Below are 18,871 nucleotides of genomic sequence, written 5' to 3'. Positions count from 1 at the left end.
AACAGGCGCGGGTCGGTAACTGCCCTAGTTTCAAACCCAATCGCTATTTTATTAAACTGACAGTGTGATTACGCTTGGGCCAAAATCTTGACCCGAACAAACAAACCAAGGATGGAAATGAGCAAAAGTACGGTCCGTTTTGCACCATGGGTGGGGGCGCACTACGAGCGCGGCATTCACGGGTTACGCATTCTCGTTGTCTGCGAATCTCACTACGGGGCCAAAGAACATGAGCGCCCGACAGTCACACCCGAAGTATTGAAGGCTCTGGCCTTGGGCCAGAAACATCCTCAAGCCACAGCCAAGCTTCGTAAACATGCACATTTCACTAAAATAATGGCTTCTATCTTGAATGCCCGAAAGCACTTCTCCAGCGCAGACAGGAGTGATTTTTGGCATCGCATTGCCTATTACAACTTCATCCAGGAGTTTTTACCCAGCATTCGCGAAAAGCCGTCGGACGCAGCTTGGGAGAACGGCAAGCGAACGTTTACTGAAGTCTTGGAGGTTTTAGCACCAGAGTTGATCGTCTGCTTCAGCAAGCGAAACGGTAAGCGAATTACTGCGCTAGCGGGTGACGTGCCTGTAGCAGTGGCTAACCACCCGTCTTCGCGGTTTGCTTACTCCAAAGTCAATCCCATTATCGCTAAACAGATCGACCTGGCATTTCTGCGCAAGGCGCAAGTAGCAGATTTCGCCACTACCGGCGTTTTGTATTCACGCTGGCGCGAGGCCACAGCGTCTGCTTTGCCCACACCTGGTAAATATCTTTCTGGGTCGGACCGGCTTAAGTTAATTGCAAATCGGATGGAGCTGATGGCTGCACTCGACGAAGCTGCACGGTTCTCGGTCAGTTGACTGCGCGTGGGGCGATTCAACTGTAGTACCTAGCGCCGATCTGTAGTAATCGCTTGGATTTGTTGCAGCCTGAATGGCGGCTTTCGACCCAAACGGCCATACCCAATGGATACGCTTCGCCGCTTTCAACACCCGGACGGCCATACAGATAGTCCTTTATTGAGTTAGTCAAAGCAGTCCAGGCCCGGTCAGTCAGGCATCTTTCACAGTCATGTACTGGCTGAAATTGTTGATATGGTCGTCAAGGTTATCCTCGAGCATCATTCGGTACTGCTCACAAAAGTACTTCAGCATCGCCTCGCGCGCTTGCGCCATTTCTTCGCCCGACTTGAAGCTGCGCGCGCTCACCCAGGCATTGAACCGGGTAGTGCCAAACATCATCGATGCGCTGACTTTGCCGAGGTTTTCGAACACTTTTAGCTGCTCGTTCGACAGGCTGATGTGGGCGTCGGCGCGATCGTAGAAAGCGTCATCGGTCGTATCGGTCATTGCGGATTACCTTCTATCAACGTCGGGAAATTGCGTAATTGGAACACTTCCCGCCTCGGCTGCGCTATGCGGTGAAATGAAAAAGGCTGCTGGCCGAAAACAGCCTTGCATGACCTTACGCGCATCAATGTCCGCCATCACAAGTACCAGCGATACTCCCGCGCACTGATCTCCTGCATGAATGCCAGATGGTCCTGACGTTTGTTCTCGCAATACACATCGACAAACTCGGCGCCCAAGCCCTCGCGCAACTGCGGCTGATGCTGCATCGCACGCACGGCCTCGAACATTTCCTTGGGGAAATCAATGCCGCTGCTGCGGTCTTCATTGAGCGGCGCAATCGGCTCCTTGCCCGATGCCAGCCCATGCTCCAGGCCCACCAGAATTGCCGCCAACACCAGATACGGATTGGCGTCCGCGCCTGCGAGGCGATATTCGATGCGCAGGTTTTTTGCGTCCGATTCCGGAATGCGCAGGCATGCATCGCGATCCTCAAAACCCCAACTGGCTTTGGTTGCCGTGTTAACCGTGCCGCCCAGGCGGCGCATGGCGTTCTGGTTCGGCGCGAAGATCGGCATGCTGTGTGGCAGCAGTTCCAGGCACCCCGCGACCGCATGGCGGAGTGGCTGCTGATCGTTCGCCGCCAACAGGTTGTTACCCGCTGAATCGTAGAGGCTGACGTGCACGTGCATGCCGCTGCCCGGATGCTGCAAATATGGCTTGGCCATGAAACTGGCGCGATAGCCGTGTTTCAGCGCAACGCCACGCGTGCTGCGGCAGAACAACGCCGCCCAGTCGGCGGCGCGTAAGCCGTCGTCGAGGTGGCCGAAGTTGATTTCGAACTGACCGGGGCCGAGTTCGGCGGTGATCACGGTGGCATCGATGCCCTGCGCTCGCGTGGCCTCGACCATTTCATCGAGCACCGGGGCAAAACGCGACAGGCGTTCGATGTGCATGTTCGGTTGATCGTCGGCGTCGTCGCTCAGTTCATCGCGAGGGAACTGCGGCAGACCGTCACGCAGTTTTTTATCGAACAGGTAAAACTCCAGTTCGAACGCCACCACCGGATGAATGCCTTTGCGTGCGAGGCGATTGAGTACCTGTGCAAGCACTTCTCGCGGTTCGAATTCGATGGGTTTTTCGGTGCCGTCCGAAGTGATCAGCATCTGCCCCAACGGCTGCGCTTCCCAGGTCACCGGTTTCAAGGTGCCTGGCACCAAACGGCGCACGGCGTCCGGGTCGCCGTCGTTGAAGCAGTAATCGCCGATGTTGAACAAGCCGCCCTGCACGCCCAGCAACACGCAGTTCTGCGGCAGTTTCAGTGCGCTGCCGGCGGCGACTTTTTCAAGCATGTCGACCGGGTAACGCTTGCCATAAAAGTGCCCGGGAATGTCCAGGGATATCAGGTCGACATAACGCACCTCGGGATAGCGTTGGCGAAACGCCCGTACTTCAGCGAGCAGGTCAGCGCAGACAGCGTCCATCGTGTTCATCCTTTATGGTTATCAGGTGTAGACCCACAGCACGCGTGTGAGCTGATCGGTGAGGTTGCCGTAGCGGCAGCGGGTGTGGCTGTCGAATTGAAAGCTGTCGCCAGCCATGAGCGTGGCGGGTTCTTCGTCATCGCCCAGCCACAACGTCAGTTCGCCTTCGAGCACGTAACCGCCCTGCTCCGAGCTGTCCGTCAGGTGGCGGTCACCGCTGCTCGCGCCAGCCTCGAGATGGCTTTCGAGCATGGAGAACGAGGCGCGGATCTGCGGCGACACCAGAATGTCGGTGATGCCGTTGGCGTAATACAACGTGCGGCGCTCGTCCGGACGCGTCACCCACGGCAGCTCCTTGGGCTTGGGCAAACTGTAGAAATAGGTGGTCGGCACGCCAAAGGTTTCGCTGATCGCGGTCAGGTCCGCCACCGTCGGCCGCGACAGGCCGCGCTCGACCTGCGAGAGGAAACCGACCGAACGGCCGATCTTGTCGGCCAGTTCCTTGAGGGTCCACTTCTTGTGCTTGCGCAGGTCGTGGATGAGGATCGCCAGCGCGGCGATCTCTTCTTGCTTGTTCATCGTCAAAGCCTCATCAAATACTGTCGCGCAGGCGATACCAGGCTTTGCCGATCGCCTCCAGCGGTGCGGCGAAATGCTTGCCGCCGGGAAAGCGGCCATTGCTCAAGCCCTGGTACAACGCCAATTCATCACCGTCGCCGAGAATGGCCGCAGACACCGCCCGTGCGGCGGCCAGGGTCGGCAATACGCCGTGGCCCGAATAGCCTTGCAGCCAGTAACGATTGCCTTCGCCGCCGACGTCCGGTGTGCGCTTGAGCGTCAGGTCGATGTGCCCACCCCAGGCGAATTCCACCTCGACGCCTTTTAGCTGCGGGAACACGCGCTGCAGAAACGGTCGGGTCGCAGCGGCGATGTCTTTCGGCATGCCGCCCAAGTAGGTGCAGCCACCGCCAAACAACAAGCGGTGGTCCGGCGTGCGGCGGAAGTAATCGAGGACGAACTGGTTGTCGGTTACGCAGACGTTGCTCGGCAGCAACGCGGTGGCCAGATCAGGTGCCAGCGGCGCGGTGGCGACTTGATAGGTGCCCACCGGCAGAATGCAGCCGGACAGTTGCGGGTCGAGTTCATCGAGATAGGCGTTGCAGGCCAGCACCAGCACATCGGCACGCACTGATCCGCGCGCGGTGTGAACGCGAAAGCCTGCGCCCTCCTCCTGATAACTCAGTGCCTTGCTCTGCTCATAGATATGCCCACCGGCACGCTCGATGGCGCCCGCCAGGCCCAAGGCGAGTTTCAACGGATTGAGGTGCGCGCCTTCCGGGTCGTACAGCCCGGCTTGATAGCGATCACTGGCGACCCACGCCGGCAGCTCCTCGCGCGGGATGAACTGCAAGGCATCGTGGCCCCACTTGTGGCTGGCTTCGTGTTGCCATTCGGTGAGCAGACTGACTCGTCGTGGCATCACCGATGTCCACAAATGCCCTGGGCGATAATCAATGTCGAAACCGTGACGCCCCGGTAACTCACGCAATTCCTGAGCAGCCCAGCGCATGCCGTCCCACAAGCGTTTAGCGCGTTCATGTCCCAGCGCGGCTTCCAGTGGCGGCATGTCACATGACCAGCCGAGAATCGCTTGCCCGCCGTTACGCCCCGAGGCCGCCCACGCTACACGGCTGGCCTCCAGCAAGGTCACGCGTTTGCCGGCCAGCGCCAGTCGCAACGCGGTATGCAAACCGCTGAAACCGGCGCCGATGATCACCACGTCGGTGTGTTGCTCGCCCTCCAGCGCCGGTCGCTGGCGCAGAATATCGGCGCAACTGTGGGCGTAATAACTGTCGACGTGCTGGCTGGACTGCTGAAACATTCGCGACCTCGTGAAATTATCTTTTTATAATTTCATGAAAATCTACAGAATAAATTTCACACGAGCAACTTCAGCGATGCAGTCAATGCGCTTTCAAGGTTCGGTGATCGGCGGATTTCGCAGCTGTTCAGCGTTCACGCGCATCCATTCGGCCAGCGAATCGAGCGTGTGGCGCAAGGTTTTTCCCAGCGCAGTGATTTGATATTCGACCCGTGGCGGCACCTGCGCGTACACCGTGCGCGTGACCAGCCCGCGCTGCTCGAACAGGCGCAATTGCCGGGTCAATTCTTTCTGCGTGATGGGCGCAACCGCGCGCTGCAACTCACTAAAGCGCACCGGGCCGTCGATGACGATCAGCCGATAAATGATCGGCACGGCCCACTTGCCGGAAATCAGGTTGACGAAGTCCACCATCGGACAGGCTGGCAATGCTATCGGCTGTACCGCGTCATTGTTCATGAGGATCAAATCCGTCCCTTGGTATGCAAAAGGTGCCTACTGGTCAAAGGATACTAACGCTCTGAGAATGGCCTCTCCAGCTCATTACAGGGAGTCATGACATGTCGCGACTGAAAAACAAATTCGCTCTGATCACCGGCGGTACGGCGGGTATTGGTCTGGAAACAGCCCGTCAATTTATCGAGGAAGGTGCCACGGTTGCAGTCACCGGCCGCAGCGCCGAAGCCCTTGAAGCAGTCAGGCAAGCGTTCGGCGCACAGGTTCTGGCGATTCAAAGTGATGCCGGCGACACCGCCGGTCAACAGGCATTGGCCCGCCAGATTGGCGGGAAGTGGCCGCGCCTTGATGTGCTGTTCATCAACGCCGGCGACGTCACCCACCGCGCCCTCGCCGATTGGGACGAGGCGACCTGGGACCAGCTCATGCAAACCAATCTCAAGGGCCCGTTCTTCCTGATTCAGGCGCTGTTGCCGCTGCTGGCCAATCCTTCTTCGGTGATCCTCTGCGGTTCGGTCAGTGCGCGGATCGGCCTCGCTCAGAGCAGTGCTTATGCTGCGAGCAAGGCCGGTTTGCTGTCCCTGGCGCGGACTTTATCCGGCGAGTTTGTCGAACGCGGCATCCGCGTCAACGGACTCAGCCCCGGACCGACAGAAACGGCGGCGCTGGACAAACTCGGGTTGCCCGCCGCCGAACAGCAAGCCCTGCGCGAGCGGATCCGCCAACTGGTGCCCATCGGGCGTTTGGGCACGCCATGGGAGTTGGCTAAAGCGGCGGTGTATCTGGCCTCTGACGAGTCGACTTATGTGGTGGGCAGCGAATTGCTGGTCGATGGCGGCGTCGGCAACTTATAAAACATCGGTCAAAAATCGTAGCGCGCCGTCATGCCCAGTGTTCGCGGTGTGCCCAGCACCCCGGTGTAGGCGCCGTTCGGGGAATTCCACAGGGTCGTGTAGTAGGTCTTGTCGAAGGCGTTTTTCAACCACAACGACACGTCCCACTGGCCCTTGCCCCAATCGCCGCGCACGCCGCTGGACAGGTTCACCAGTCCGTAGCCGGGCAATTGCGCGTCGCGGGAATCATCGACAGTGCCGACCGCATGGGAGCGCCACGCGTAGCTGCCGTTGACGTAGGGTTACAGGCCATTGTGCAGACTCCATTGATAACTGGCGTTGCTGTTGAAGACCCATTTCGACGCGCCCACCACTGCGTGGCCACTCAGGTCGCAGGCGGCTGGGGCGCCGGGACGCAAGGCGACTTCAGCCGGGCATGGGGCATCGTCGTAAGACACATAGCGCACGTCGTTGAAGGCGCCGTTGAGGTTGATCGTCAGCCCCGAGATCGGCCGCCAACTGCTGTCGACTTCCACGCCACGGCTGCGCACGGTGCCGGCGTTGGTCAGGTAACTGGTGAGGTTGACGTCGTCGTAGGCATTGGTCTGATAGCCGTTGACCACGGTCCAGAACAGATTGGCATTGAGCAGCAGGCGCTGATCGAGCAGCGTGGTCTTGATGCCCAGTTCGGCGTCGTTGGCCCGCTCGCTGCCGATCAACAGTGAGTCAGCCCCCGCCACCGGCGCGCTCGCCACGCTGAGATTGACCCCGCCGGACTTCTCGCCATGAGACAACGAGGCATACGCCAGCACCTGATCGCTGACGTGCCAGGCCAGGCTTGCCAGCGCCGAAGGGCTGAAGCTGTAGAGGCTCAAGTCGCCGGAATCATACGCCCCCAACCGCCCTGCCCTGGCGGCAGCTGCCGCACCGCTGACGGCGACACCACCGACCGGTGCGTTACGCGTGACCTGGGCGAGTTTGCGCTCATAGGTACCGCGCACACCGAGGCTGAAATCCACTTGCGGCGTCAGGTGCCAGGTGCCTTGGGCGAATGTGGCAAAGCTGTCGGTGTCGACATCGCCATGGCCAATGCTGGTGACATTGTTCAGCGCGCCTTGCGGGGTACCGTTCCAGGTATCGGCCAACGGCCCGTAGTCGGTGAAAACCTTGTTGCTCATCTCCTGACGGAAGTAATACGCGCCCAACACGTAGTCGAAGTGTTCGCCGACCGGCGAAGCCAGGCGTATCTCCTGTGAATATTGCTTGTCGCGCGCCGATTGGCCGACGTTGTCCATCACGTCGACGTTCAGCTCATCATCGTTACGCGGCGTGAAATCCCACCAGCGATAAGCGCTGATCGACGTCAGCGTGAAGTCGCCGGGCAGGTTCCAGTTCGCCTCCAGCGAGGTGCCGCCCTGAAACACCGTGACGTTCTGATCGGCGTCGAGATTGACCCGGCGCCCGTCCACCAACGTCGCGCCAACCGCCGCGGCACGTTGTTGATAACGGTTGACGCCATTGATGGTCGGCCCGGTGCTGAACAACGAGCGTGTGCCCGCACTGGAATCTTCCTCGTGATAATCGGCCAGCCAACGCACATTGAAATCGTCGTTGGGCTGGAACAGCAGTTGCCCACGCACGCCCTGCCGCACGCCACCGCCGAGGGTATGGTCGTCGAACTGGTTTTTCACGTAGCCATTTTCGTAGGTTTTGTACGCGGCGATGCGTCCGCTGAGTGAGTCATTGAGCGGGCCGGAAAAACTCGCCTGGTTTTGCGAATAACCATCCTCGCCCATTGAGCTGGCGAAGCTGCCTTGCGGCGTCGATGACGGACGACGTGTGGTGATGTTCAACACGCCGGCCGTGGTGTTCTTGCCAAACAAGGTGCCTTGCGGGCCGCGCAGCAGTTCGATCTGCTCGACATCAAGCAAGTCGAACACCGCCATACCGGGACGTCCGAGATAGACGTTGTCCAGATAAATCCCGGCGCTGCCTTCCAGACCATCGCTGGCCGGGTTGTTGCCCAGGCCACGAATCGACAGGCTCGATTGCCGGGCGTGCATGAACGCGACGTTGACGCTGGGCATCGCCTGCTGCAAATCCTGCAAGCGATACAGGCGTTGCTCCTCCAGCGTCTGCGCGCCCAACACGCTCATGGCCGTGGGCACTTGCTGAGCGTCTTCGCTACGGCGCCGGGATTCGACCGTGACCGTTTGCAGCACATCATTGTTGTTGGGTAAATCGCTGGCCGTGGCGGGCTGTAACGGCATTAACGAGCACAAACCCAGGGCGCCAGCTGAAACGTTGCGCGAAAAAAGAAGATTCATCGGTGGTTCCTGGAGCGGCGATGAGCCGCTCTTCGAGAGGAGTCGATACTTCGCTGCGCGTGGCGTGCGTGAGCGTGATCGTTGCGGTGGATGTGAAGGTGTTCAGTCACGCAGCCATGGCAGGTCTGCGCGCTGATAACGGTGGGCACGGAATATCGCGTTGTTGGCGCCCGGCAGATAACGTTGCGAGGCCGCATCGGGATAGGTCGCGAAGTGCGGATTGACGTATTCCCAGACCACTTCACCGGCCTGAGTAACTTCGAACAAGCGACCGAAGTTGGCCTCGGTGATCAGCGTATTGCCGTTGTGCAAACGCTGCGCACCGCCCATGAACGGGGTGAAAAAGGCGTAGCCCGGCGTATCGGCGTATTGCCATTCAATACGCTGCGTCGACGGGTTGATTTCGAGGATGCGCGAGTGCGGCATGCTCACGTGCGGACGGAAGATGCCGTTGTCGAATACCAGTACGTTGCCGTTTTCCAGTTCACTCGGGCAATGTTGCTGCGCGACCAGATCGTGGCCGAGACGCCACAACACTTCGCCACTGCCGCGTTGCACGGCAATCACCGACGAAACGCTGCGCAGGCTGAGGATCACTTTGCCGTCGCGACCGGGCGTCACCGCATTGGTCATCGGCCAGTGGTGACGTTCAAAGCATTCGTGCAACGGGTAATCCTCAGGGCGCAGGTGTTCCCAGCTGCGCCACTCCCAGACTACGTTGCCCTGGCGATCGACTTCCTTGACCACGTCGGCATAAATCACCCCGCCCGGTGCTTCGCTGCCGGGAATGCCGCCGACCACGCGCCGGGCCAGCTCTGCACTTAAAGGCTCGGCGGTGGTGTAGAGCAGATGGCCGTTGTCGAGCCATTGCGCATCGTGGTGATGCAGCAGATCCGTGTGTTCCCAGACCACTTCGCCTTGCGGTGTCACTTCGCTGAACGCGCCGCCGTGCCACACCGACCAGCCCGGAAACAGGTCCGGTGAATCCGGATGGTTGCCGTTGTAACCGAGGTTGCCGTTGGGCAGGATCACCGCGTCGCGGCCAGGGCGTTGCGGCAGTTTCCAGCGATGGACGACCTCGCCATCGAGGTCGATGAGGAACACATTGCCCTGCGCCGTTTGCGGGGCGAACAGCGTGTAGCCGCCAGCGCTGCGGGCATGATCGACAGCGATCAGGCCGGTTTTGCGACGCTTGAGGGTGGTGGTTTCGAGGTTAGGCATGGCTTTTCTCCAGGCGTGTGAGTCCCGGCCGCCAGCAAAGCGGCACGGTGAACAGAAAGGATTGTTAAGGCGTGGGCAAGGCGCTGTTGAAACGGTCGTCGAAGATCTGCTCGACCTGCAACGGGCGTGGAATCAGCCGTTCGCTGGCGAACATATCGGCCAATTGCTGCTGCGAATGGATCACCGATGATTCGATCGGCACGTAATGCAGGTCCTGTTGCGCAAGCATCTCTTGCACCAGCGCCACGGGGAGTCGGGTGGTTTGCGCGAACACTTCGGCCCACGCCTGCGGGTGCGCAGTAGCCCACGCTTGGGCACGGGCCAGTCTGCCGAGCAGATCGCCCAGTTGCGCTGCCCGCTGCGGATCATTCAGGGCCTTGAGGCTGGCGACGGTAAAATTCAGCCCGGTTTCCGGCCAGGCACTGCCATCCACCAAAACGCGTGCGCCGCGTGACGTGGCCTGGCCCACAAACGGATACCACACCGCCCAACCCTCGAGTTTGCTGCTGGCGAAGGCATTTTGCGCATCCACCGGGCTGACATAGGCGATGCTGACATCGCGTGGCGTCAGGCCTGCTTGATGCAGCGCCGCCAGCAGCAAATAGTGGCCGCTGCTGCCCTTGGCCACGGCAATGCGTTGGCCCTTGAGGTCGGCGACTTGCGTAACGGTCGAACCTTGCGGCACCAGCAGCGCATTGTTGTTTTGCGCGCCGCTGGCCACTCCGACGATGCGCACGTCATAGCCTCCCGCCTGAGCGAACACCGGGGGCGCATTGCCGACGACACCGGCATCGATCGCCCCGGCGCTCAGCGCTTCGAGCAAGGTCGTGCCGGCCAGAAACGGATGCCACGACAATGCATAGGTGATGCCTTGGTCTTGCCCCGATGCCTTCAGCAACGCTTGGGTCAAACCGCTTTGGTCACCGACTTTCAACGCTGCCTCGGCCGCCGGCACCGCCAACAACAAAGTCGCGCAGCACCACAGTGCTTGCAGGCACTGGCCGAGATGACGGGTGAGTGAATACTTGGCAGTCGCGGGTTTTACCGGCATTGTCGTGGCCTCGTTTTTTGCGTTGAATTCAGTATGTCGAGGCCCGCCGTGCCGCTCCATGCCAAACACCCCTCCTTTGCTGCCATGGCGGACACCCCGCCGCAGCCGGTCCGCACCGTCGTGGTGTTGGCCTTCGATGATCTGTTGTTGCTGAATGCGGCCGGGCCGTTGGAGGTCTTCGCGGCGATACCGCGTGTGTTGGGCGGCGCTTTCAGCAGTCAACCGCCCTATCGCTTGCTGATGGCGTCGCCGCAGGGTGGCGAGGTCTTGTCGATTTCGGGTATCAGCGTCGCGACCTGCTCACTTGCACAGATCGATCAGATGGCCCCGCAGATCGACACGTTGATCGTCGCCGGTGGCCCGGGAATGGCCGCGCTGGAAGCTGACGAACAGGCCTGTGACTGGCTGCGTGCGCGATCAACGCAGATCCGCCGGCTCTGTTCGATCGGTACGGGTGCCTTTGCCTTGGCGGCTGCCGGGTTACTCGATGGTCGGCAAGTGGTGACGCACTGGAAATTCGCCGCCGAATTGCAGGTGCGCTACCCGGCGGTACATTGCCAGACCGAGGCGCTGTACCTGCACGACGGCAATCTGTGGACATGCGGCGGCGCAACCGCCGGGATTGATCTGGCGCTGGGGCTGGTCGAGCAAGACCTTGGCGCGCAAGCGGCGCTGACGCTGGCGCGGTATTTCACGGTGTTCCTCTGGCGCGGCGCGGAGCAGCCGCAACTGAGCGCTTCGCTTAACGCCCAGTCCAACGCCTTGCGCACCGATCCGGACGTGCGTTTGGCGCGGTTGCATGCGTGGATTGCGGCGAATCTGAACGGTGACCTGCGCGTTGAGCGACTGGCTGAACAGTTCGGCATGAGCCCGCGCCATTTTGCCCGCGCCTACGTTGCCGCCACTGGCGAAACACCGGCGCAAGCGGTGGAGAACCTGCGTCTGGAAACGGCCACTCGGTTACTCAAAACCACTAGCGAGCCGATCAAGCGCATTGCCGAAACAGCGGGTTTTGGCCGGGAGGAACGCATGCGCCGCGCGTTCCAAAAACACTTGGGCACCAGCCCAAACGGCTACCGCAGCGAAATGAAAGCCACCACGGCAGTTGGGGCCCAGCCGTTGGGCATTGCCTTGGCGGGACTGGCCCAATAGTCCACGCGACGGTCAATGCTGTAGCGCGTACCGCCGGCAATGTTCCAGATAGCCCTTTTCATGATTGCCGACCAGTTGCACGACGCTGGTCCACAGCCAGGAAGGCGCGTCCAGACGTTTCGAGCGACAGGTTTGCAAATCCGCCATCCACTCGGATCGGGTGGCCAGATCCATCTGTCGCGCATGTGCCACGCCGACGACCCGCGCCAGATAGCCGGCCGCGAGCATCGCATCGCGCTGACTTAACTGATCCAGTTCCAGCTTCATGTCCTGCGGCAGCAGTTCGCGGACAAAAAAGCCGTGATCAAGCATGCGTGTCGCCAGCATCCGATTGCCCAGCCCGGGCGATAAAAACCGCGCGCCTTCGACCACGCGTTTGCCGTTGTCGCGGGGCATGGCCGCTCGGGCGGCGCGGGGAGCGGCGGCACCGACGGCTTCCTTGATATCGAGCAGGCAATATTCCTCGTCATCGCCCTTGCCCACGCCCAGCAGCACGGCATACCGCTTGAGCCCCAACGAACTGCAGCCCTTTACCCAATATGCCGAGTCGAGCATTTTCACCCGATCATCCTTCGAGCGGCCCTTCAACGACGTCACCAGCGTATGGATTTCCGGCGTCGCGCAGAGGGTTTTCAATGCGGCGCGTTCATCGCGCGACAGCGCCCAGAACTGTTTGCCCAATGGAATGGTCGGTTTGGTGCTTTCGATGCGCTCCTCGGCCAAATGCTTCCAGGTGCGCTGCACGGCACTGCGCATGCCGGCTTTGACTTGCGCCGGCCGTGGCGGGTCTTCATCCAGATCACCGACAAAGGCTTGCTCGTAGCCACGCATCATTTCTTCGAGCATGCGTGCGGTCGCCACGCCGGGCAGGTCCGAGCCCCGCGCCGCCGTGGCCAGCGACAGTGCCAAGCGCACCAGATCATGCGCCGGGTTGCCGATGACGGTCTGGTCGAGGTCGCGAATATGAATGTCGATCTGCCCTTTGAGATCCCCGGTCGGGCCGAGATTGCCGGCATGGCAATCGCCGCAGATCCACACCGCCGGGCCTTTGGGTAGGCTGCGGCCCGGTTGGCTGTGTAGCCACTCGTAAAATTGCACGGTGCTGCCGCGCACATAAGCGTGCGCCGAGCGGGCCATTTTCAGATTGCGCAGTTGCGACAGCGGTTCAAGTCGGGCGGAGGGACGCGGGGTTTTCATGGACGCTTCTTGTGCGGGATGTGAGCTGTTGACCGCCCGCGACGCACGAATGTTTCAAAGTGTTTCAGGATATTCGCAACCCTTTCGTTATTGCGGCAGCTCGACGCGCGCCAACAACCCTGCGCCGTGACGGTTGCTCAGCGTCAGCTCGCCCCCCTGTTCACGCACGATCGCGCGCGCCGCCGACAGCCCTAGGCCAACGCCGCCGGTGTCGCGGTTACGCGAAGCTTCCAGGCGAAAGAACGGATCGAATACCTGCTCCAGCGCGGCCTCGGGTATACCGGGGCCGGTGTCGCTGACTTCAATGCAAATCGAATACTCATCAGCGCGCAACGCAATTCGCGGCTGCTGTGCGTACTTCACCGCGTTCTCCAGCAGATTGACGATCACCCGTTTGATGCCCAGCGGTCGGCCGTCGTACACCAGATGCGCCGGGCCGCTGAAATCGACCTCAATCTGCTGATCTCGATAGTCATCAATGATGGTTTGCAGCAGCTCCGACAGGTCGAACGCGGTGCTTGGCTCGCGGTGCGTGTCTTCTCGAAAGAACGCCAGTGCCGCGTTGATCATCGACTGCATTTCTTCGACATCGCGAATCAGCTTGCGCTGGTGATCGAGGTCTTCCATGAATTCGCTGCGCAGGCGCATGCGCGTCAGTGGTGCGCGCAAATCATGCGAGATCGACGCAAGCATGTGGGTGCGCTCGGCAATAAAGTGCTGAATCTGCGCCTGCATGGTGTTGAACGCGACGATGGCCTGGCGAATTTCGTGGGGCCCTTCGATCTTGATCGGTGGCGCCCGCAGGTCCGTGCCGAATCGCCGCGCTGCACGGGAGAAACGTTGCAACGGATTGGCCAGTTGCCGGGTGGCGATCCAGGCGACCAAAAAGGTCGCGATCAGGCCCAGGGCGATGATGATTGCGATCCGCGTGCCCAACTCCAGACCCCAGCTGCGTTCAGGCGGAATAAAGGACAACCAACTGCCGTCCGCCAGTTGCACCAGCGCGGCGTAATGCGCACGGGGATTGTTGCGCGGCCAGTCGTCAGGGTTGAAGGCTTCGATCTTGCGATCGCCGCCGAGCAGTTGTTGCAGCACCGGCACCCGGCTCGCTTCGACGCGAACGCCGTCATTGGGCAGATCGAAATCGGCGCGCTGCGCTTTCCACGACACTTGCAGCATGGCGCTACTCGCCGCGTCCGCCAGTTGCGGGCGCAGGCTGACCGGCGCCGCCTCGATCACCCGCGAGGTCGCGGCAATCTGCTCAAGCAGGCCCGTGCGTTCAATGGGCGGGCGCGCCCAGATGCCGGCGACCTGCACGAACAGCGCGTTCAGCGCCAGTGAGGCGAGCATCGCTGCGACGATGGTCAGGGCAATCCGGCGGCTGAGGGTATCGCCCGGTAACAGTCGGCGAATCACGAGCGCGTGACCTTGGCTGTGAACATATAGCCGCCGTTGCGCACGGTACGAATCAGGTCCGGGCGCTTGCTGTCCGGTTCGATCTTGCGGCGCAAGCGGCTGACCTGCACATCGATGCTGCGATCAAACGCGTCGTGGCCCTGGCCGTGGGTCAGGTCGATCAACTGTTCACGGGTGAGGATGCGCTGCGGATGGTCGAGAAACACCACGAGCAAATCGAACTCACCGCCGGACAGCGGAATCATCACGTTTTGCGGTGAACGCAATTCGCGGCAGGTGATGTCCAGATGCCAACCGGCGAAGGCGATCACCGGCCGCGAAGGCTCGACCGCCGCTCGCTGTTCGCCCGCGCGACGCTGCAAGGCGCGTACCCGGGCGAGCAGTTCTTGCGGGGCGAACGGTTTGGTCAGGTAATCGTCTGCGCCCAGCTCTAGCCCGACAATGCGGTCGCTGAGTTCGGCCATGGCGGTGAGCATGATGATCGGAATGGCCATCTGCGCCCGCACCTTCTGGCACAGGCTCAAACCGCCTTCGCCGGGCATCATCAGATCGAGAATGATCGTGTCCGGGCGCTGCTCGGCGATCGACGCCCACATGGCCTCGCCGTGAGGCGCCACGTCGACGTCATAGCCGTGCTGAACAAAGAACTTCTTCAGCAGCGCGAGAATTTCCACGTCATCGTCGACGAACAACAGTCTGCTCACGGTTACAGGATCCATGGACCAAAAAGAGGCTATCTAAAGCCATTTCGCCGCCCGGGTCATTTATTTCAATCGAGCAACATTCCTGCACGCCAGACATCAAGCGGACATCGTCTGGCAAAACCTCTCGCGCATTCTGCAGCCATTCCAATCGAGGGGGTTCGCATGAAGGTATTGAACAACAGCCATTGCACCGAGGGACAGCACAGCAACCGTCCCTTGATCCTCAGCCAGCGCACCGCCGCGCTCGGCCCCGACACGCCGGTGGTGTTTCAGGAATCGTGCCTGGGCGTGTCGGGCGATCAGAGCCGGATCGTGCTGCGCCGCTACTTCGAGCAATTCAGCCCGACCAGTGCGCATTGGGTCGAGTACGTGCACAGCATCGCGGCCGCCGACCTTGTCGAATGGATCATGCGCCACGGCCAGTTGCACATCGAGTGCTCGGATCACAGCACACCCAAGCAGCAGGCAGCGCGTTGATGAGAAGCCATTGCCTGATGACCGTGTTGTGTAGCGCCTCGCTGAGTTTGTCGGCCTGCAGCAATCAAAAGGTCGAACACACCGGGTTTCTGCATGACTACAGCGTGTTGAGCGAGCGTCAGTCGCCATCCGGTCAACCGCTGCTGGCGTGGGTCAGCCCGGCCCTGGCGAGGGCTCGCTACACTCAGGTGTACCTGGCGCCAAGCCAGTTTTACCCGAGTGCCGAGCCGACCGAGCGCATCCCGCTGAGCACCCTCGCCGGCGTCACCGACTACTACGACGCGGCGCTCAGGCTGGAATTGGGCAAGGTCTTGCACCTGGTCAATCAGCCGGGACCGGACACGTTGGTCGTACGCCCCGCCATCACTCAGGTCGCCACCAGTACTCAGGGCTTGCGCTTCTATGAATGGTTGCCGGTCACGTTAGTGGCTGCCGGAGTGAGTACCGCTGCCGGCATCCGCGATCAGGACAGTGAAGTCGCCACCGAGGTGTCGTTCGAAGACGGTTCGACCGGCGAAGTGATCGCCGAAGTGGTGCGCAAGGGCACCGGCGTGGCACTGGAAAACAACCAACAAGTGCTGACGGCCGATGACGTCAAAGTCGTGCTGGATGGCTGGGCCAGTGATCTGCGGCAATCGTATGTAGGGCTTCGTCGCTAGTACCGCGGCTTTGTTGTTTAACGTGCAGAAATCACGGTGTATTTCCACCCGTCTATGGCCATGCCGGAGACCGCGATCCTTGGCTTTTAAACACCCACGTTTAAAAGACACGCCAAGACATGTAATCAGGCTACGCAACCTTGCGTAATTGCCTACAGCTACGCCAGAATCCGCCGGCTTGTGCGCCTTGGGGGCCGGTTCTATTGTGATCCGGTCGCTGACAAATCAGCGATCGGGTTTAGCAGCTCGGCAATTATCAAGGCACGTGAGTTCCGCCAATATGTAATGGCGGCTTTGCGTGGGGCACTTCGATGCGCCGGGATCCTTGAGCCTGGTCTGCTAACCCGCGTACAGCCGCCACCTCTTCGTTTAGCAGCGATGGCTGACGGCTCCATTTTTCTCAAGGCGCTTCACAATGATAAAACCAACGCCTAACCCGCCCGAATCCGATCTCACCTCCCCCTACGAATCCCTCGATTCGAAAAAACTCAACGACGCTGCCGACCGCGCCCTCGATCACTACCTCTGCCCGCCGGGTTCCACGCCACCGCCTCGTAAACCCCGCAGGATGTACGCCGTTACCGCCGACTTCAAAAACGAGGAGCTGCTGGTCGATGCCTGCGAAACCCTCGCTAGCGCAAGAACCATTGCCAATGACTTCGCCCATCTCATGCCAGCGTCGCAGCGCCGGACGCTGCTGGGCATTGCGCAACTGATCATGCTCGGGGAGCTGGCGGCCAATCGGGTGCTGGATAATCTGCAATTGCCGAGCTAATCCTCGCCCTTCACTACACTGAGACCTGTAGGAGCTGCCGAAGGCTGCGATCTCTTGATGGTGGGACGCAGAGCGTCCCCGGCGGCATTCCCACGCAGAGCATGGGAACGATCAAGATCGCAGCCTTCGGCAGCTCCTACAGAGGGGCGGCGAAAAAAAGCGCCGAGCAGTGAATTATTTCGTGTCCTCATGTATCTGAGCCAAAGAGCACGCGCCATCAAATCGATGGCATTTACGCGGCAAGATGGATCAGCAAAGAGAATACCCGGATGAAATCACGCAAAAAAACCGTCAAGCCGATCGGCCTGAACGACATCACCATTGTCGACGACGCCAAGATGCGCAAGGCGATCACCGCCGCCGCACTGGGCAATGCCATGGAATGGTTCGACTTTGGTGTCTACGGCTTTGTCGCCTATGTGCTCGGCAAAGTGTTCTTCCCCGGCGCCGACCCCGGCACGCAGATGATCGCCGCGCTCGCGACGTTCTCCGTGCCCTTCCTGATCCGGCCGCTGGGCGGCTTGTTCTTTGGCGCGCTGGGCGACAAGTACGGACGACAAAAAGTCCTCGCCGCGACCATCGTGATCATGTCGCTGAGTACCTTTGCCATCGGCCTGATCCCGTCCTATGCCTCGATTGGCATCTGGGCGCCGATTCTGTTGTTGCTGGCGAAAATGGCCCAAGGGTTCTCGGTGGGTGGTGAATACACCGGGGCGTCGATCTTCGTTGCCGAATACGCGCCGGATCGCAAACGCGGTTTCCTTGGCAGCTGGCTGGACTTCGGTTCGATTGCCGGTTTCGTATTCGGTGCCGGTGTGGTGGTGTTGATCTCGACGACGCTGGGCGAAGCCAAGTTTGAAGAATGGGGCTGGCGCCTGCCGTTCTTCCTCGCCCTGCCGCTGGGCATGATCGGCCTCTACTTGCGCCATGCGCTGGAAGAAACCCCGGCGTTCCAGCAGCACGTCGAAAAACTCGAACAGGGTGACCGCGAAGGCCTGGCCCGTGGCCCGAAAGTGTCGTTCAAGGAAGTCGCGACCAAACACTGGCGCAGCCTGATGACCTGCATCGGCGTGGTAGCCGTGACCAACGTCACCTACTACATGCTGCTCACCTATATGCCGAGCTACCTGTCGCACAACCTGCACTACAGCGAAAACCGTGGTGTGCTGATCATCATCGCGATCATGGTCGGCATGCTGTTCGTGCAGCCCTTGATCGGTTTCGTCAGCGACAAGATCGGCCGCAAGCCTTTCATCGTCGTCGGCAGCATCGGTTTGTTCATTCTGGCGATTCCGGCGTTCATGCTGATCAACAGCGGCAAGATCGGTTTGATCTTCGCCGGCCTGCTGATGCTGGCGGTGCTGCTGAATTTCTTTATCGGCGTCATGGCCTCAACGCTCCCTGCGATGTTCCCCACGCACATTCGCTACAGCGCATTGGCCGCAGCTTTCAACGTCTCGGTGCTGATTGCGGGTTTGACGCCGACCGTGGTTGCCTGGCTGGTTGAAAGCACCAACGATCTGTACATGCCGGCGTATTACCTGATGGTCATCGCCGTGGTCGGCCTGGTCACCGGCGTGACCATGAAGGAAACCGCGAACAAGCCCCTGCGTGGCGCTGCACCGGCGGCCTCGGACCTTGAGGAAGCCAAGGAACTGCTGCAAGAACACCACGACAACATCGAGCAGAAAATCGAAGACATCGACGCCGAAATCGCCGCGCTGGAAGCCAAGCGCCAGGAGTTGGCGCAACAGCATCCACGGATTGACTAATAGATTCTGCGCGCTCTCAAACATCGCCCACTCATGTGGGCGATGTCCGTTTCACGGTCAGTGGGCGTAGCGACTCGCGGGCAAAAGCTCACCAAGCAGTTTGAATGTGGCGGACTCC

General features: G+C 60.6%; 17 protein-coding genes and 1 pseudogene. 7 read left to right on the top strand and 11 right to left on the bottom strand.

From position 1 onward, the window contains the following. Positions 1–117: 117 nt before the first annotated feature. Positions 118–858: a hypothetical protein gene (locus EJA70_RS12415; RefSeq protein WP_218574207.1), complete on the top strand. Its 741-nt coding sequence runs from the start codon at positions 118–120 to the stop codon at positions 856–858. 192 nt (positions 859–1,050) lie between these two features. Here EJA70_RS12415 and EJA70_RS12410 read toward each other — a convergent pair whose 3' ends face one another. The 5 genes from EJA70_RS12410 to EJA70_RS12390 form a co-directional block, all read right to left on the bottom strand. Further along, complete coding sequence (locus tag EJA70_RS12410) at positions 1,051–1,347, bottom strand: DUF3144 domain-containing protein (RefSeq protein WP_158830987.1); 297 nt, start codon at positions 1,345–1,347, stop codon at positions 1,051–1,053. A 137-nt stretch (positions 1,348–1,484) separates the two neighbouring features. Continuing rightward, positions 1,485–2,831, bottom strand: a complete 1,347-nt coding sequence (locus EJA70_RS12405; RefSeq protein WP_158830985.1) for a glutamine synthetase family protein — start codon at positions 2,829–2,831, stop codon at positions 1,485–1,487. Positions 2,832–2,852: 21 nt separating this feature from the next. Then, positions 2,853–3,410 carry a helix-turn-helix domain-containing protein gene (locus EJA70_RS12400; protein WP_008077407.1) on the bottom strand — a complete coding sequence of 186 codons (558 nt, stop codon included), beginning with the start codon at positions 3,408–3,410 and terminating at the stop codon, positions 2,853–2,855. Positions 3,411–3,423: 13 nt separating this feature from the next. Beyond that, a complete protein-coding gene (locus EJA70_RS12395; protein WP_158830983.1) occupies positions 3,424–4,713 on the bottom strand; it encodes an FAD-binding oxidoreductase in 1,290 nt (429 codons plus the stop codon). A gap of 93 nt (positions 4,714–4,806) precedes the next feature. Next, complete coding sequence (locus tag EJA70_RS12390; RefSeq protein ID WP_218574206.1) at positions 4,807–5,172, bottom strand: helix-turn-helix domain-containing protein; 366 nt, start codon at positions 5,170–5,172, stop codon at positions 4,807–4,809. Between the two features lie 101 nt (positions 5,173–5,273). Between EJA70_RS12390 and EJA70_RS12385 the strand changes: the two genes are divergently transcribed. After that, positions 5,274–6,023 carry an SDR family oxidoreductase gene (locus tag EJA70_RS12385; protein WP_158830981.1) on the top strand — a complete coding sequence of 250 codons (750 nt, stop codon included), beginning with the start codon at positions 5,274–5,276 and terminating at the stop codon, positions 6,021–6,023. Positions 6,024–6,031: 8 nt separating this feature from the next. On the opposite strand, the pseudogene EJA70_RS12380 reads toward EJA70_RS12385, so the two are convergent. The 3 genes and pseudogenes from EJA70_RS12380 to EJA70_RS12370 form a co-directional block, all read right to left on the bottom strand. Beyond that, positions 6,032–8,329, bottom strand: a pseudogene (locus EJA70_RS12380) (TonB-dependent receptor). A gap of 102 nt (positions 8,330–8,431) precedes the next feature. Further along, positions 8,432–9,550, bottom strand: a complete 1,119-nt coding sequence (locus tag EJA70_RS12375; RefSeq protein WP_158830979.1) for an aryl-sulfate sulfotransferase — start codon at positions 9,548–9,550, stop codon at positions 8,432–8,434. A gap of 64 nt (positions 9,551–9,614) precedes the next feature. Then, entirely contained in the window at positions 9,615–10,601 is a 987-nt protein-coding gene (locus EJA70_RS12370; protein ID WP_158830977.1) for an ABC transporter substrate-binding protein, read from the bottom strand. Positions 10,602–10,634: 33 nt separating this feature from the next. Between EJA70_RS12370 and EJA70_RS12365 the strand changes: the two genes are divergently transcribed. Next, positions 10,635–11,753 (top strand): GlxA family transcriptional regulator, encoded by a 1,119-nt coding sequence (locus tag EJA70_RS12365; RefSeq protein WP_158830975.1) that lies wholly within the window; start codon positions 10,635–10,637, stop codon positions 11,751–11,753. 12 nt (positions 11,754–11,765) lie between these two features. Here EJA70_RS12365 and EJA70_RS12360 read toward each other — a convergent pair whose 3' ends face one another. From EJA70_RS12360 to EJA70_RS12350, 3 genes are all read right to left on the bottom strand, one after another. Then, positions 11,766–12,950, bottom strand: a complete 1,185-nt coding sequence (locus EJA70_RS12360; RefSeq protein ID WP_158830973.1) for a DUF2252 family protein — start codon at positions 12,948–12,950, stop codon at positions 11,766–11,768. A gap of 87 nt (positions 12,951–13,037) precedes the next feature. After that, complete coding sequence (locus EJA70_RS12355; protein ID WP_158830971.1) at positions 13,038–14,366, bottom strand: ATP-binding protein; 1,329 nt, start codon at positions 14,364–14,366, stop codon at positions 13,038–13,040. After that, positions 14,363–15,085, bottom strand: a complete 723-nt coding sequence (locus EJA70_RS12350) for a response regulator (protein WP_008077391.1) — start codon at positions 15,083–15,085, stop codon at positions 14,363–14,365. The genes EJA70_RS12355 and EJA70_RS12350 overlap by 4 nt, the downstream gene beginning before the upstream one ends. Positions 15,086–15,232: 147 nt before the next feature. On the opposite strand from EJA70_RS12350, the gene EJA70_RS12345 reads away from it, so the two are divergent. The 4 genes from EJA70_RS12345 to proP all read left to right on the top strand — a co-directional run bounded on the left by EJA70_RS12345 (position 15,233) and on the right by proP (position 18,753). Then, positions 15,233–15,547 carry a hypothetical protein gene (locus EJA70_RS12345; protein ID WP_008077389.1) on the top strand — a complete coding sequence of 105 codons (315 nt, stop codon included), beginning with the start codon at positions 15,233–15,235 and terminating at the stop codon, positions 15,545–15,547. Beyond that, positions 15,547–16,206: a DUF3313 domain-containing protein gene (locus EJA70_RS12340; protein ID WP_158830969.1), complete on the top strand. Its 660-nt coding sequence runs from the start codon at positions 15,547–15,549 to the stop codon at positions 16,204–16,206. Before EJA70_RS12345 ends, EJA70_RS12340 begins: the two co-directional genes overlap by 1 nt. A gap of 415 nt (positions 16,207–16,621) precedes the next feature. After that, positions 16,622–16,981 (top strand): DUF6124 family protein, encoded by a 360-nt coding sequence (locus tag EJA70_RS12335; RefSeq protein ID WP_158830967.1) that lies wholly within the window; start codon positions 16,622–16,624, stop codon positions 16,979–16,981. Positions 16,982–17,250: 269 nt separating this feature from the next. After that, complete coding sequence (proP, locus tag EJA70_RS12330; protein WP_158830965.1) at positions 17,251–18,753, top strand: glycine betaine/L-proline transporter ProP; 1,503 nt, start codon at positions 17,251–17,253, stop codon at positions 18,751–18,753. Positions 18,754–18,871: the final 118 nt, after the last annotated feature.

Source organism: Pseudomonas sp. PB103, from assembly GCF_009764635.1.
In the GTDB taxonomy this organism is placed as follows: domain Bacteria; phylum Pseudomonadota; class Gammaproteobacteria; order Pseudomonadales; family Pseudomonadaceae; genus Aquipseudomonas.
Note: the sequence above shows the minus strand (reverse complement) of the source record. Positions and strands in the feature narration are given on the sequence as shown.

Bases quoted from the DNA above. Each gene is read 5' to 3' on its own strand.
- EJA70_RS12415 (WP_218574207.1), top strand. From the start codon at position 118: ATGAGCAAAAGTACGGTCCGTTTTGCACCATGGGTGGGGGCGCACTAC.
- EJA70_RS12410 (WP_158830987.1), bottom strand. From the start codon at position 1,347: ATGACCGATACGACCGATGACGCTTTCTACGATCGCGCCGACGCCCAC.
- EJA70_RS12405 (WP_158830985.1), bottom strand. From the start codon at position 2,831: ATGGACGCTGTCTGCGCTGACCTGCTCGCTGAAGTACGGGCGTTTCGC.
- EJA70_RS12400 (WP_008077407.1), bottom strand. From the start codon at position 3,410: ATGAACAAGCAAGAAGAGATCGCCGCGCTGGCGATCCTCATCCACGAC.
- EJA70_RS12395 (WP_158830983.1), bottom strand. From the start codon at position 4,713: ATGTTTCAGCAGTCCAGCCAGCACGTCGACAGTTATTACGCCCACAGT.
- EJA70_RS12390 (WP_218574206.1), bottom strand. From the start codon at position 5,172: ATGAACAATGACGCGGTACAGCCGATAGCATTGCCAGCCTGTCCGATG.
- EJA70_RS12385 (WP_158830981.1), top strand. From the start codon at position 5,274: ATGTCGCGACTGAAAAACAAATTCGCTCTGATCACCGGCGGTACGGCG.
- EJA70_RS12375 (WP_158830979.1), bottom strand. From the start codon at position 9,550: ATGCCTAACCTCGAAACCACCACCCTCAAGCGTCGCAAAACCGGCCTG.
- EJA70_RS12370 (WP_158830977.1), bottom strand. From the start codon at position 10,601: ATGCCGGTAAAACCCGCGACTGCCAAGTATTCACTCACCCGTCATCTC.
- EJA70_RS12365 (WP_158830975.1), top strand. From the start codon at position 10,635: ATGTCGAGGCCCGCCGTGCCGCTCCATGCCAAACACCCCTCCTTTGCT.
- EJA70_RS12360 (WP_158830973.1), bottom strand. From the start codon at position 12,950: ATGAAAACCCCGCGTCCCTCCGCCCGACTTGAACCGCTGTCGCAACTG.
- EJA70_RS12350 (WP_008077391.1), bottom strand. From the start codon at position 15,085: ATGGATCCTGTAACCGTGAGCAGACTGTTGTTCGTCGACGATGACGTG.
- EJA70_RS12345 (WP_008077389.1), top strand. From the start codon at position 15,233: ATGAAGGTATTGAACAACAGCCATTGCACCGAGGGACAGCACAGCAAC.
- EJA70_RS12340 (WP_158830969.1), top strand. From the start codon at position 15,547: ATGAGAAGCCATTGCCTGATGACCGTGTTGTGTAGCGCCTCGCTGAGT.
- EJA70_RS12335 (WP_158830967.1), top strand. From the start codon at position 16,622: ATGATAAAACCAACGCCTAACCCGCCCGAATCCGATCTCACCTCCCCC.
- proP (WP_158830965.1), top strand. From the start codon at position 17,251: ATGAAATCACGCAAAAAAACCGTCAAGCCGATCGGCCTGAACGACATC.